At 58.2% G+C, this 14,066-nt stretch carries 12 protein-coding genes; 6 read left to right on the forward strand and 6 right to left on the reverse strand.

Annotated elements, in window-relative coordinates; all coding sequences use genetic code 11:
• Positions 1-589: 589 nt before the first annotated feature.
• From AC3WK5_RS09715 to AC3WK5_RS09725, 3 genes are all read left to right on the forward strand, one after another.
• Complete coding sequence (locus tag AC3WK5_RS09715) at positions 590-1,870, forward strand: glycoside hydrolase family 68 protein (RefSeq protein ID WP_103319583.1); 1,281 nt, start codon at positions 590-592, stop codon at positions 1,868-1,870.
• Between the two features lie 353 nt (positions 1,871-2,223).
• On the forward strand, positions 2,224-2,451 hold the full coding sequence (locus AC3WK5_RS09720; protein WP_103319585.1) for a hypothetical protein: 228 nt from the start codon (positions 2,224-2,226) through the stop codon (positions 2,449-2,451).
• 59 nt (positions 2,452-2,510) lie between these two features.
• Complete coding sequence (locus AC3WK5_RS09725) at positions 2,511-3,452, forward strand: hypothetical protein (RefSeq protein ID WP_146039838.1); 942 nt, start codon at positions 2,511-2,513, stop codon at positions 3,450-3,452.
• Between the two features lie 63 nt (positions 3,453-3,515).
• Here the strand turns inward: AC3WK5_RS09725 and AC3WK5_RS09730 are convergent, their stop codons facing one another.
• Positions 3,516-3,701 carry a hypothetical protein gene (locus AC3WK5_RS09730; protein ID WP_103319617.1) on the reverse strand — a complete coding sequence of 62 codons (186 nt, stop codon included), beginning with the start codon at positions 3,699-3,701 and terminating at the stop codon, positions 3,516-3,518.
• Between the two features lie 484 nt (positions 3,702-4,185).
• On the opposite strand from AC3WK5_RS09730, the gene AC3WK5_RS09735 reads away from it, so the two are divergent.
• Positions 4,186-5,820, forward strand: a complete 1,635-nt coding sequence (locus AC3WK5_RS09735; protein ID WP_103319590.1) for a glucan biosynthesis protein D — start codon at positions 4,186-4,188, stop codon at positions 5,818-5,820.
• A 186-nt stretch (positions 5,821-6,006) separates the two neighbouring features.
• Here the strand turns inward: AC3WK5_RS09735 and AC3WK5_RS09740 are convergent, their stop codons facing one another.
• From AC3WK5_RS09740 to AC3WK5_RS09750, 3 genes are all read right to left on the reverse strand, one after another.
• Entirely contained in the window at positions 6,007-7,113 is a 1,107-nt protein-coding gene (locus tag AC3WK5_RS09740) for an NADH:flavin oxidoreductase/NADH oxidase (protein WP_103319592.1), read from the reverse strand.
• Positions 7,114-7,491: 378 nt separating this feature from the next.
• Positions 7,492-9,201 (reverse strand): single-stranded-DNA-specific exonuclease RecJ, encoded by a 1,710-nt coding sequence (gene recJ, locus AC3WK5_RS09745; protein WP_103319594.1) that lies wholly within the window; start codon positions 9,199-9,201, stop codon positions 7,492-7,494.
• Positions 9,202-9,267: 66 nt separating this feature from the next.
• Positions 9,268-9,810, reverse strand: a complete 543-nt coding sequence (locus tag AC3WK5_RS09750) for a YaeQ family protein (RefSeq protein ID WP_054593842.1) — start codon at positions 9,808-9,810, stop codon at positions 9,268-9,270.
• Positions 9,811-9,959: 149 nt separating this feature from the next.
• Here AC3WK5_RS09750 and AC3WK5_RS09755 point away from each other — a divergent pair, with 149 nt between their 5' ends.
• On the forward strand, positions 9,960-11,159 hold the full coding sequence (locus tag AC3WK5_RS09755) for a CaiB/BaiF CoA transferase family protein (protein WP_103319596.1): 1,200 nt from the start codon (positions 9,960-9,962) through the stop codon (positions 11,157-11,159).
• Positions 11,113-12,066 carry a TIGR02285 family protein gene (locus tag AC3WK5_RS09760; protein ID WP_103319599.1) on the forward strand — a complete coding sequence of 318 codons (954 nt, stop codon included), beginning with the start codon at positions 11,113-11,115 and terminating at the stop codon, positions 12,064-12,066. Before AC3WK5_RS09755 ends, AC3WK5_RS09760 begins: the two co-directional genes overlap by 47 nt.
• 167 nt (positions 12,067-12,233) lie before the next feature.
• On the opposite strand, the gene AC3WK5_RS09765 is transcribed toward AC3WK5_RS09760, so the two are convergent.
• The gene (locus AC3WK5_RS09765; protein WP_103319619.1) at positions 12,234-12,521 is read right to left on the reverse strand and encodes a DUF3509 domain-containing protein; all 288 of its coding nucleotides are present in this window, start codon (positions 12,519-12,521) and stop codon (positions 12,234-12,236) included.
• A gap of 184 nt (positions 12,522-12,705) precedes the next feature.
• Positions 12,706-14,049 carry a transporter substrate-binding domain-containing protein gene (locus AC3WK5_RS09770; RefSeq protein WP_103319601.1) on the reverse strand — a complete coding sequence of 448 codons (1,344 nt, stop codon included), beginning with the start codon at positions 14,047-14,049 and terminating at the stop codon, positions 12,706-12,708.
• Positions 14,050-14,066 lie beyond the last annotated feature (17 nt).

Raw genomic sequence — 14,066 nt, forward strand, 5'->3', positions numbered from 1 at the left:
CAAAAGGTACCCGGCAGACCCGAAGGTCTCCCACGCACAGCAGCCATAACGCAGAACTGCGAGCACAAAAAAGCGCCGCAGTATGTCATGTGGCGCGCTGTTGCGCCCTTTTGCTCACGGGTTTCCAGGCCCGGCCGCTGAATAAGCAGCGACCCGGAAACAATAGAGATGGGCAACAAAGCGTACAAGCCGGGGAGTTCTGGTGAAGTTGTAGGCAGCGACGCAAGGCAACGTAGCCTCCGACCGAGGCTTTGGGGAAAGAATAAACAGATCAGAAATTGCGCACTGGTTTGTGGCGAGCGGAGCGTGCCCTCCGTTGGGCTGCGTAACGGTCCAAAAAGATCTTTTCACTTCAAAACCACATCATGCCGCACGGCGGACGACCAGAGGCTTACCGAGAGGTAGGCCTTTTTTGTGCAAAAAATCACCTAATGAAACGTATCAGCTAGCAACAAAAAACCCATAGATTCAAAAAAATGGAATTTTTCCTTGATCTTGAAAATCCACTGACCTACAGTGAAATCACTGTATGGATATACAGTCACTAACGAAGATTCATTTAAATATATTCATGGATGAGGTTCTCCCTATGAAAAGCAACACTGAAAAACTTGGTCAGCTTCCCCACCAACCCAGCTTGTGGACCCGCGCCGACGCGCTAAAAGTTCACGCGGATGATCCGACCACTACCCAGCCTCTGGTCAGTGCGGATTTCCCGGTATTGAGCAACGAGGTGTTCATCTGGGACACCATGCCGCTGCGCGATATCGACGGTAACGTGGCTTCTGTCGACGGCTGGTCGGTCATTTTCACCTTGACGGCAGATCGTCACCCGAATGATCCGGAGTACATCGACGAGAACGGTAATTACGACATCGTCCGAGACTGGAACGATCGTCATGGTCGGGCAAAGATGTACTACTGGTTTTCCCGCACCGGTAAAGACTGGCAGTTTGGTGGTCGCGTGATGGCGCAAGGTGTGTCTCCAACCACGCGTGAATGGGCTGGCTCCCCGATTCTGTTGAACGACCAGGGCGACGTGGATTTGTATTACACCGCCGTCACGCCGGGCGCCACGATCGTCAAGGTGCGTGGCCGCGTGGTCACCACCGAGCATGGCGTCGAGATGGTGGGCTTCAAAAAGGTTACGTCGCTGTTCGAGGCTGACGGCGAGATCTATCAGACCGAAGCGCAGAATCCGTACTGGGGCTTCCGTGATCCATGGCCGTTCCGCGATCCGAAAGACGGCAAGTTGTACATGCTGTTTGAGGGCAACGTGGCCGGTGAGCGTGGTTCGCACAAGGTCGGCGAAGCTGAAATCGGCGACGTACCGCCGGGCTATGAAGATGTCGGTAACTCGCGCTTCCAAACCGCCTGTGTCGGTATCGCCGTAGCGAATGACGAAGATGGCGACGACTGGGAAATGTTGCCGCCACTGCTGACTGCAGTGGGCGTCAATGACCAGACCGAACGTCCACACTTCCTGTTTCAGGACGGCAAATACTATTTGTTCACCATCAGCCATAAATTCACTTATGCCGACGGTGTGACCGGTCCGGACGGGGTGTACGGTTTCGTCGCGGATTCGCTCTTCGGCCCTTACGTGCCACTGAACGGTTCCGGTCTGGTGCTGGGCAACCCCTCTTCCCAGCCATTTCAAACCTATTCACATTACGTGATGCCTAACGGCCTGGTGACTTCGTTCATCGACACCGTACCCACAAAGGAAAGCGACACCGGAATGCAGTACCGGGTCGGCGGCACTGAAGCGCCGACAGTGGGCATCAAGGTGAAAGGGCAGCAGACTTTCGTGGTGGCCGAATATGACTATGGTTACATTCCCCCGATGATTGATGTAACGCTGAAATAGTATCGAAGCAATATAGGGCCTTCAGGCACCGGGTTTGAGTTCGATAACAAACACGTTGGGATATGATCGAGATATCCGCGCCTGACTCACTGCGACTTGATCGGGAGCCGCATTGAACAATGCGTAACATCGACCCTTCGGAACTGGCTGCATGGATGCAGCCAGTAACGGGTCTTCTCCCTCCCCTATCTCTCCCTATCTCTCCCCAACCAAGCCCATGCGAAGGCTGAAGAGAGCCGCACTGACCGAGCAATTTGAGAGTGACTTAAACATCATCCACGAACATTATTGCGTACTGACAAGCGCTTGATTGGATCAACATCCTCTTTGACTCTCCTCGCAAGGACGCGTGAATGCCCCGTCGTACCGTTTTTTCCATTTTCGGCTTGTTTGCCCTGCTGGCACTCACTGCCAACACCTGTATCGCCATGACCCTGGAAGAGCAATTCCTGGGCATGACCAGCTGTAACATCCAAGATGTCTACCTCGATCAAAACACTCAACAACCCGTTGGGTTCGATGATCTATTGCGATCAAGACAGTCAGTCACTTCCCGTTTAAGAGCGATGGATCCTCAATGAACAGTCACGCCTTTCTCAAATACCTGTCACTCACCCTTCTGTGCTTATGGTGCTCGTGGGTGAATGCAAACAACGCCGTTGAACCAACCTGCCCATCCGAGGATTTGCCGACCTTCGTCAAAGCCTTTTCCGTCAGCCCCGAGCTGCAAAAAACCTACACTGCCACGCCAGTGACGGAGCAACTCCCTGCTTACGACGAAAAGTCCTATCCGGTCGTGATCCGCCGCAAGTTATTCGATTTGAAACCCGATGCCCTGGCACTGCTCGATCCCCAAGCGCAGGCCAAGGCCGGCTTGAAAACCTTCTGGGTCGATGAAGTCACGTTGGCGGTCCACGACGAACTGGGCAATGTCTTGCAGGCCTTCGTATTCGAGAAAAACACCTGCTGGAACTTGATGAAAATCGAACAGTGGTCGGTCGAAGGCTTGCTCAATGAGCATGTGCCTGCCAACGAAACACCGCTGGAACGGGAAGTACGCAAAGCCTCGATCTATGAACGCTACGGCTCGCGGGAGGAGTTTCCACTGACCCAGTACTTCTTCGTCCTGGCCCAGCAAATCGACTTGCATGCCGCCGAACAAGGTTCCGTCGCAGGGGCGACTCGGGCCATTGCCTTGAGCTACTCCGAAATGTCACCGGAGATGGAGCCAGCGCTGATCGAAAAGCTGCTGCTGACACACGCAGACAACGATGAGCTGGCAACTATGTTGCTCGCGTCGTTCTATTGTGATCGTGGCGACCCATCGTACAGCGGTCCTTGCCAGGATCTACCAAAGGCTAAAGAAACGCTGGTTCGGGGCGTCAGGAAACTCGACTCGGCGCAACTCTACGCACTCCTGGGTTCCCACTACACCGGCGACACCTGGGGCAAACCCGACATGCCTCGGGGGCTGGCGTGTTATCAGGAAGCCGCAACCAGGCAAGATGCTGAAAGCCTCGGTGTGCTGGCGCGCCTGGCCCAACGTGGAGAAGTGCCGCAACCGGGTGCGACCTGCCTCTGACTGACACCTTCAGCAATGACTCCAGTGGTGGGCATCGGCCCACCTGCTGGAGACACCAACGTATCAAAACTGCGAAACACGGTGCATCGCATCCGCCAGATAGCGCATTGCAATGCGGTCGCTCTCCGATAACTGCCGATACTGCTCGACGAGTTTCGCCTCCTCTGAATTCAGCCGCCGCGACCTTCGCGAGAGGCTCAAGCCAGAGAAAACCCCTAAAAACCCGATGAAGCTTTGCGCTTTTTCCATGGACGATGTCCCTCTGCACGTGAACTGAAACTTCAGATACCTCATCGCCCTGCTCCTTCTTCAGCAGCGACCGGCACCTGCCAGACAGCTGCTGAACGTTCACCGGCCTCAAGGGCAAAGGCCGGTCATGAGCCTAAGAATAGGGACAAAAAAACGTTTGCGAGCTGTTTTTAGAGTAATTAGTCAAATAAATGAAAACGCTTATTTGAAACACCAAGTCGGCTTGAACGACAGCTGAATATCCTCGGGGGGCCAGCTCATGCAATTGCACGCCTGGCGTTGCGAGTAACACGCAGGCCTGGCACGGCCTGTGGGAATTTTCCAGGAAGCGTGCACTATTCATTTTCGAGTTATTTCGAACGCTTTATCTTATTGGGCATCTGTTTAGAATCCGACGCGTTTGGCCGAAGGCTTGTCCGAACCACACATTTTGATCCGTATCGCAGCCAGGAACGCCGCGGGATCGTCCACCACAGGTTGTCCTATGCACCGCAGGAATTTGCTCAAAGCCTCCATTGCCATCGCTGCCTACACCGGCCTTTCGGCCACCGGATTGCTGGCCGCACGGGCCTGGGCCGGGACGGTCGATGGCGAGGCCCAGACCTTCGACTTCGAGGCGTTGCAGGCACAAGCCAAGCAACTGGCCAGCAGTGGTTATGCCGACACCAAGCAGGTGTTGCCACCGACGCTGGCGAACATGACGCCGCAGCAGTTCAACGCGATTCAGTACGACGCCAGACATTCGCTGTGGAATGACCTGAACGGGCAACTCGACGTGCAGTTCTTCCATGTCGGCATGGGCTTTAAGCAACCGGTGCGCATGTACAGCGTAGACCCCAAGACCCGTCAAGCGCGGGAGGTGCATTTCCACCCGTCCCTGTTCAATTACCAGAACAGCGGCGTCGATACCGCGCAGCTCAAGGGTGACCTGGGTTTTGCCGGGTTCAAGCTGTTCAAGGCCCCGGAGCTGGATAAACACGACGTGGTGTCGTTCCTTGGCGCCAGCTACTTCCGTGCGGTGGATAACACTGGCCAGTACGGTTTGTCGGCCCGTGGCCTAGCGATCGACACCTACGCGAAGAAGCGCGAAGAATTTCCGGACTTCACCAAGTTCTGGTTCGAAACCCCGGACAAGGACAGCACCCGTTTCGTAGTCTATGCCCTGCTCGACTCACCGAGTGCCACCGGTGCCTACCGCTTTGACATCGACTGCCAGGCCAATCAGGTGGTGATGGCCATCGATGCACACGTCAATGCGCGCACAGCCATTGAGCAACTCGGCATCGCGCCGATGACCAGCATGTTCAGCTGCGGCACTCACGAGCGGCGCATGTGCGACACCCTTCATCCGCAGATCCACGACTCGGATCGGCTGGCGATGTGGCGTGGCAATGGCGAGTGGATCTGCCGCCCGCTGAATAACCCGGCGACCCTGCAATTCAACGCCTTTGCCGACACGGACCCGAAAGGCTTCGGACTGGTGCAGACCGACCATGAATTCGACAGCTATCAGGACACCGTCGATTGGTACAGCAAGCGCCCGAGCCTGTGGGTCGAGCCGACTACCGCCTGGGGCGAAGGCTCTGTCGACCTGTTGGAAATCCCGACTACAGGCGAAACCCTGGACAACATCGTGGCCTTCTGGACCCCGAAAAAACCGGTGGCCGCAGGCGACTCGCTGAGCTACGGCTACAAGCTCTACTGGAGCGCCCTGCCGCCGGTGGGCACGCCGTTGGCGCGGGTCAATGCCACGCGTTCGGGCATGGGCGGTTTCGTCGAAGGCTGGGCCCCCGGCGAGCACTATCCGAAAGTCTGGGCGCGGCGTTTTGCGGTCGACTTCACCGGCGGCGGACTGGATCGCTTGCCTGAAGGCACCGGCATCGAACCGGTGGTTACGGCGTCGAGCGGTCAGGTCAAGGATTTCAACGTGCTGGCGCTGGATGACATCAAAGGCTATCGAATCACCTTTGACTGGGTCCCGACCGATGACAGCGTGGCGCCGGTGGAACTGCGCTTGTTCATCCGCACCCATGACCGGACGTTGAGCGAAACCTGGCTGTACCAGTATTTCCCGCCTGCGCCGGACAAGCGCAAGTACCCGGATTGGGCGGCGTCATAAGATAAGTGGCGTCTGGACGGGCCCCATCGCGGGCAAGCCTTGCTCCTACGGAATCTACCTCGTCGACCCCGCTCCCCCGTAGGAGCTGAGCTTGCTCGCGATGAGGCCAGTAAAGCCGATAAAAATTTCCGCCAGACAAGCAAGCCCCGGCCAAACAGCCGGGGCTTTTGGTTTTTGCAGCTTCACTCAGTCCCGCAAATCCGACTCATGAATCGGCTGATCGCGGCTCGTCGCCCGTTGATACTGCGCTGGCCAGATGGCTTTGCGTCCGCCCAGGTCATCGTCGGCGTGCAGTGGCCAATAGGGATCGCGCAACAGTTCGCGAGCCAGCAGGATGATGTCGGCCTGACAGGTGCGCAGAATGTGTTCGGCTTGCGCAGGTTCGGTAATCAATCCGACGGTGCCGGTGGCAATCCCTGACTCCTTGCGCACACGCTCGGCAAACCGCGTCTGATAACCCGGCCCAGTCGGGATCTCCGCATTCGCCGCAGTGCCGCCTGATGACACGTCGATCAGATCGACCCCCAACGCTTTCAAGCGCCGCGCCAGTTCCACGGTTTCATCCGGGTTCCAGCCGTCTTCGACCCAATCGGTGGCCGATACCCGAACGAACAAGGGCAACTCTTCAGGCCAGACCGCGCGTACCGCCTCGGTCACTTGCAGCACCAGACGAATGCGGTTTTCGAAAGACCCGCCGTACTGATCACGGCGCTGATTGCTCAACGGCGACAGAAATTGATGCAGCAGATAGCCATGAGCCGCGTGCACTTCGACCACTTTGAAGCCTGCGGTCAGTGCACGCTTGGCCGACTCGACGAACGCCTGAATCACCTCGACGATCTGCGCCTCGGTCAGTGGTGTGGGGGGCGTGTGTTGAGGGTCGAAGGCGATCGGCGAGGGGCCGACCGGGGTCCAGCCGCCATCCGCCGGTTTGACACTGCCATGTTTGCCCAGCCACGGCCGATGGGTGCTGGCCTTGCGTCCGGCGTGGGCCAGTTGAATACCGGCAACGGCGCCTTGGGCGGTGATAAAGCGGGTGATGCGTTGCAGTGGTTCGATCTGTTCATCGTTCCACAGGCCCAGGTCCTGAGCGGTGATCCGTCCCTCGGCGGTGACTGCCGTGGCTTCGGTAAATATCAGGCCGGCCCCACCCACGGCACGGCTACCGAGGTGGACCAGGTGCCAGTCATTGGCCAGTCCATCGACACTGGAGTATTGGCACATCGGCGACACCGCGATGCGGTTGAGCAGGGTCAATTGACGAAGGGTATACGGTTCAAGCAGCAGACTCATGGGGCACCTCTCAAATCAGTGGGCAGGCTCCAGGGTTCTGTTTGAATAGTCGACGAGTGACAGGAAAGGATGCGGCACCCGCCCCCGCGGGTAAAAAATGGACAAAACGTCACAAGGCCAATCAAGCAGTGATTAGAGCCTAGACGACATCGGCGGATCAGGGAGGGTTCAAGAAATGAAAGCGCATAGTCTGAGTACAACATCAAACCTGTGGCGAGGGAGCTTGCTCCCGTCGGCCGGTCCGCGTTCGCGCGCAGCAGTCGTAAAACTATTCACCGACATGCGTCAGACAAAACGCACTTAGGGCCGCTCCGCGCCCCAGCGGGAGCAAGCTCCCTCGCCACAAAGGCCCCATTGAAATTTCTGCTGGAACCGGGCTCAGCGCGGTTCGATGTGGGCAATCATCAGCTGGACGGTTTCCTGGCCGCGGAACTCGTTGACGTCGAGCTTGTAGGCCAGCTCGACCCAGCGAATGGTCGGGTTCGGCCAGACGTCGCGGTCGATGCCAAACGCAATACCGTCGAGCTTCACCGAACCACATTCGCTTTTCAGCACTACCTTGAGGTGGCGTTCACCGACCACTCGCTGCTCGACCAACTGGAACACCCCGTGAAACAGCGGCTCCGGGAAGTGTTGGCCCCAAGGACCGGCATGGCGCAAGGCGCGGGCCAGTTCCAGGTGAAACTCTTCGACTGCCAGGGTGCCATCCGACAGCAAACGCCCGGTCAGGTCCTCTTCACGCATTTGCCGGCGAACTTCAGCGTCGAAGGCTTCGGCAAACAATGGAAAGTTCGCTTCCGGTAACGTCAGACCCGCCGCCATGGCGTGACCACCGTACTTGCTGATCAGTGTCGGATGTTGCGCCGCCACCACACTCAAGGCATCACGAATGTGAAAGCCCTGCACGGAACGTCCCGAGCCCTTGAGCATGCCGTCGCCTGCATCGGCAAAGGCGATGGTCGGACGGAAATAGCGCTCTTTCATACGCGAAGCAAGGATTCCGATGACACCCTGGTGCCACTCGGGATCGAACAGGCACAAGCCAAAAGGCATCGACTCCAGCGGCAAGTCCTTGAGCTGGGCCAACGCTTCGCGCTGCATGCCTTGCTCGATGGACTTGCGGTCCTGATTCATCCCGTCGAGTTGCGCGGCCATTTCCCGGGCCAGCGCCACGTCTTCGGTGAGCAGGCATTCGATGCCCAGGCTCATGTCGTCCAGACGCCCCGCCGCGTTCAGGCGCGGGCCGAGGATGAACCCCAGATCGGTCGAGGTGATACGCGAGTGATCACGCTTGGCCACTTCGAGAATGGCCTTGATGCCCGGCCGAGCCCGACCGGCGCGAATCCGCTCCAGGCCCTGATGCACCAGGATCCGGTTGTTGGCATCCAGTGGCACCACGTCGGCGACGCTGCCCAGCGCCACCAGATCCAGCAATTCTCCGATGTTCGGCTGCGGCCTGCTCTCGTACCAGCCCAGGCTGCGCAAGCGTGCACGCAACGCCATCAGCACATAAAAAATCACCCCGACCCCGGCCAGCGCCTTGCTTGGGAACTCACAACCGGGCTGGTTCGGATTGACGATGGCATCGGCCAACGGCAGCTCGTCACCGGGCAAGTGGTGATCGGTGACCAGGACCTTGAGCCCGGCCTGTTTCGCCGCCGCCACGCCCTCGACGCTGGAAATGCCGTTGTCCACGGTGATCAGCAGTTGTGGCTGGCGCTGCAACGCCACCGCGACGATTTCCGGGGTCAGGCCGTAGCCGTACTCGAAGCGGTTGGGCACCAGATAATCGACGTGAGCCGCGCCCAGCAGGCGCAGTCCCAACAGGCCAACGGTGCTCGCAGTGGCGCCATCGGCATCGAAGTCGCCAACGATCAGAATCCGCTGACGCTGCTCCAGCGCCACCACCAGCAAGTCCACCGCCGCCTCGATACCCTTAAGCTGTTGATACGGGATCAAGCGCGCCAGGCTCTTGTCCAGTTCCGCCTCAGACTGCACACCCCGCGCCGCGTATAAACGGGTCAGCAGGGGTGGAATATCACCGAGGAATGGCAGGGTGTCAGGCAATAGGCGAGGTTCGATGCGCATGGGGTGACAGGTGCTTCTCTTGAATACGTAGGATAAAACCGGGTGATGCGATCCTGCGGCGAAAAATCAGCCGCGCTCGCCGGCCAACCATTGCAGCTGGACTTCGTGTTGACCACGGTCGTCGGTGACGAAGATCGTCCCTTCGCTGATCATCACGTCCCACTTGATAACGCGGGGCATGTCCTTGGCCAGGGTTTCCAGGACTTCCTGAGGCACCGCGGCAATGTTGACGTTTTTCAGGTTTTTGACTGCTGGCACCACTTTGCCTTCCCAAACGCGCAGGCTGCCGTAAGCCAACAGGCTGGTGCGTTCGGTACGACGCGAGCACCAGGTCAGGCGATCGGCATCTGGCTGGCCGACTTCGATCCAGTGCAGAACGCGGTCATCCAGGCTCTTTTCCCACAGGGCCGGCTCGTCCACTTCCGACAGACCACGACCAAAGGACAGCTGCTCGTTGTACCAGAGGGCGTAGGCCAACAGCCGCACGGTCATGCGCTCTTCGGTTTCCGAAGGGTGGCGGGCGATGGTCTGCTTGACGCTCTCGTACACACTGCGGTCGAGGTCGGTAAGGTTCAGTTCAAACTTGTAGGTCGTGGACGGCTGGGCCATGAACGGGCTTCTTGATACGAGGAAAGGCGGCAAGTCTAACCGATGCCGGGGTCAATCAACGAATCATGACGGCCATCAAGCGTGGGCGATGAGCTCCGGCCTATGATAAAACGATCTACTCGCTCAGCCTTTGTCCTACAGGATTGACCATGCCGCTCACCACCAAACCCCTTGCCGGCCTGAAAATCATCGAACTCGGCACTTTGATCGCCGGCCCTTTCGCCTCGCGTATTTGTGCCGAGTTTGGCGCCGAAGTGATCAAGATCGAATCTCCGGACGGCGGCGACCCGTTGCGCAAGTGGCGCAAACTCTACGAGGGCACTTCGCTGTGGTGGTTCGTCCAGGCGCGCAACAAGAAGTCCCTGACGCTGAACCTCAAGCACCCCGACGGCCTGGCAATCCTCAAGCAGTTGCTCGGCGAAGCCGACATCCTGATCGAAAACTTCCGCCCCGGCGTGCTGGAAAAACTCGGCCTGGGCTGGGAGGTGCTGCATGCGCTGAACCCAAAACTGGTGATGGTCCGTCTGTCCGGCTTTGGCCAAACCGGGCCGATGAAGGATCAACCGGGCTTCGGCGCAGTGGGCGAGTCCATGGGCGGTTTGCGTTATATCACCGGGTTCGAGGATCGACCGCCGGTGCGTACCGGGATTTCCATCGGTGACTCGATTGCCGCGCTCTGGGGCGTGATCGGCGCGCTGATGGCCTTGCGTCACCGTGAGGTCAACGGTGGTCTGGGGCAAGTGGTGGACGTGGCGTTGTACGAAGCGATCTTCGCCATGATGGAAAGCATGGTCCCGGAATTCGATGTGTTCGGGTTTATCCGCGAGCGCACCGGCAACATCATGCCCGGCATCACGCCCTCCTCCATCCACACCAGCGCCGACGGCAAACACGTGCAGATCGGCGCCAACGGTGATGCGATCTTCAAGCGCTTCATGCAGACCATTGGCCGCGACGACCTGGCCAACGATCCAGCGCTTGCCAGCAACGATGGCCGCGATAGCCGTCGCGATGAACTGTATGGGGTCATTGATCGCTGGGTCAGTTCGTTGCCGCTGGATGCGGTGATCGAGCAGTTGAACCAGGCCGAAGTGCCGGCCAGCCGGATCTTCAGCGCCGAAGACATGTTCAGCGACCCGCAATTTCTTGCCCGGGAAATGTTCCTGCAAGCCAAGCTGCCCGATGGAAAAGACTTCAAGATGCCGGGCATCGTGCCGAAACTCTCGGAAACACCGGGCGCTTGCGAATGGGTTGGCGCGCAGCTCGGTGAACATAACGTGCAGGTGTTGAGCGAGCTTGGCTATGACGTGGAACAGATCGCGCAACTGCGTGCAGATGGGGCTATCTAAACTGCAAGGGTTGTCAGCCATTCGCAGAGGCGCGGCGCAGTACCTGCGTGTGCTGGGTTTCGGCACAACGCTAGCATGCCTGCTGGCAATCCCCTCGGCCGCTCAAGCCAAGGACACGTTGATCTGGTTGCTGCGCGATCTGCCGCCGCTGACGATTGTCGACGGGCCGCAAAAAAACCAGGGCGTGATCGATCGGTATTTACCGCAATTGATCGCCAGCATGCCCGAGTACCAACACACAACCTTTCAGGTCAACCGTGCGCGCGGCATGCAAATGCTCCTGGAACCCAGCTTCACCTGCGACCCTTCGCTGCTGTGGAGCGCGGAACGGGCGAAACGGATCGTCTATTCCATCGCGGCCTATCGAGTCCCTGGCAACGGCATTGTGATACGCCATGCGGACCGCGAAGCCCTTGCGCCCTTCATCATCGGCAACAGCGTCGATCTGGAGCGCTTGTTGGCTCATCAGGACAAGAAACTGGGAGTGATCGCCGAACGCAGTTACGGTCAGGTCGTTGACCGCCTGCTGCAACAGGCACCGAGCAACAGCCTGGCAGCCCATTACGGTAACGATGCCCTTGGCAGCCTGCTGCAAATGCAGCGCCTGGGTCGTTTGACCGCCCTGCTGGGGTACTGGTCGGAAATTCGTTATCAGGCCCGACAGCAAGGCATTTCGCCCGACGAACTGGAGTTCTTCCCGATTCGCGGCACGGACAAGTACCAGTCGATTCATATTGCTTGCTCGGATACCGAGCAGGGCCGTCAGGCCATCACTCACATCAACAAAATATTGCGCGGACCGGGGCAGATCAGGCTGGTCGAGCTTTACGCACAATGGCTCGACCCGAAAATGCGCAACGAGTATCTGGAAAACGCCAAACAGTTTTTCCAGAATGAGGCACCCTGACCAAACGCCAGGCAAAAGAAACCCCGAGAAGTGGGGAGACGACTCGGGGTTAAACGTGGCCTACAAAGACCCGCCCAACAAGCGACAAGCACCGGAGCACAATGCTCGCTCTTGTTGATACAGGGTCTGACTAACCTGATTGCGCGAAGGTTCCCGCAAAAAACAAATCAGCTTCTGCCAGCCAGATGCTTGTCTTGCGCAACATTGCGCAGAGCCGCAATCACGCTGGGCTCAAGCCGTCCCTCGGCGATCAACAAGTCGCGGTGCAAACCGTCGACAACGTCTGTCAGCAGCCGTTTGTCCGTGAACTGCGCCTGATTGAACTCACGCTCGACCACGATAGCGCCAGCGGTACTCTTCAATGTCACCAGGCATTCGCCATGGGCACCTGACGGGGTCAGTGTTACCTGATACGGGCTCAATGCCTCACCCAGCAATAGGCTGATACTTTCCATCTCGATCACCATTCAATAGTCCGAAAACAAAGTGCCAAGGGCGTGGTAAATGACCACTGGCCCGAGAAGAAAGTTCTGAACTCGACTGACGGTATGTCGCTTTTACCCTGAGTCTTCAGAGCATGCATGGGAAAGATGACAAGAAAAAAACAGCAGGTTAACAGCGTCAGTCAGGCGCATATCGCTACCGACCATGGGTATCGGTCCAGCCGCCCACGACACCTCGCAGCAAACCTTCGGCGCTATAAAACGGCACCGTCCACTGATAAACATCCCTTACACCACTGTTGAACGTCAGTTGACGCTCGGTAAACCGGTTTTTCCGACTGCTGAGTTGATCCATGATTTCCGCGTGCAGAAGCTCGGCCGTCGAGGCAGGCAAAACGTCGACCTCTGTCAGGCGTTTTCCCTGCATCTGGTCGAAGCGGGTCGACAAATGCTCTTCATAGCTCTTGTTGCACATGATCAACCGCCCCTCCAGATCCCGTACAAACACCGGATCGGGCATGGCATCCATCAAGGCATGCTGGAACGCCAATTGATCACCAAGCCCTTGCTCGGCTTTCAGTCGCTGCTTGATCTGCATGCTCAGCCGCTGGTTCCACAGCAGTGAAATCAGCCCGAACAGACTCGCGAAAAATACTCCCCAGCAACCCCACTGATAAAACCGCTGCCACAGCGAGGGTGGCTGACTGGGCACTACGCCGCTGAGCCACTTGGAACGAATGGCTCGCAACTCTGCCGGAGGAAAAGCCTCGAGCGCCTTGTTGAGAATGCTCAACAGCTGTGGCTGCCCTTTGCGCAGGGCGAGATGGTCGGCCTCCCACATACCTTCGATACTGGGGCCGATCGCCAGCCGGCCTGCAGGGTACAGGTGGGCGCCCGTTTCATTTTCAATGGTGACGTCGGCTTCGCCGCTTTCGACCAGGGCGCGTGCCTCGGCGTAGGTTTTCACCGAGCGCAGCTCGATCTGTGGATAGTCACGGCGGATGCCGGCCTCCAGCGCATGCCTGGCCGGTAGCGCCAGAACCTTGCCCGAAAGGTCCTCTAACGAATCGACCGAAGCAGCTCCGGCCCGCCCGACGAACACCCAGCCAGCCCCGCCAAAGGCATGGCTGAAATCCAGAAAGCCTTTGCGTTCATCGTTCACCGACAGTGTCGTGTTCATGTCTGCCTTGCCACTTTCCAGCAGTCCGAGCAGGTGTTCGGTCGAGAACGACTCTTCATGAACAAACTCCAGCCCGGTCATCCGCGAAAGACGTTGGAGAATGTCGTTGTTCAGACCGCTCCATTGACCGTGCTCATCCTTGAACAAGTACAACGGGAACTGCACCGACCCGACGATCACTCGCCGGTGCTCGGCTATCCATTTGAGCTCGTGAGCCTCAAGCTTGAGACCGTCATGACTGTCGGCAGACCTTACGTCCAAAGCACCGAGTTGAGCCGCCAATGCACAATGCCCAAGCCCCATGGCACTCAATAAAAACACCCAGCACAAAGCCGGCTTTAATCCATTAAAAAACCACATGCCTACTTCCTTCACGT

Source organism: Pseudomonas sp. FW306-02-D09B (assembly GCF_058782685.1).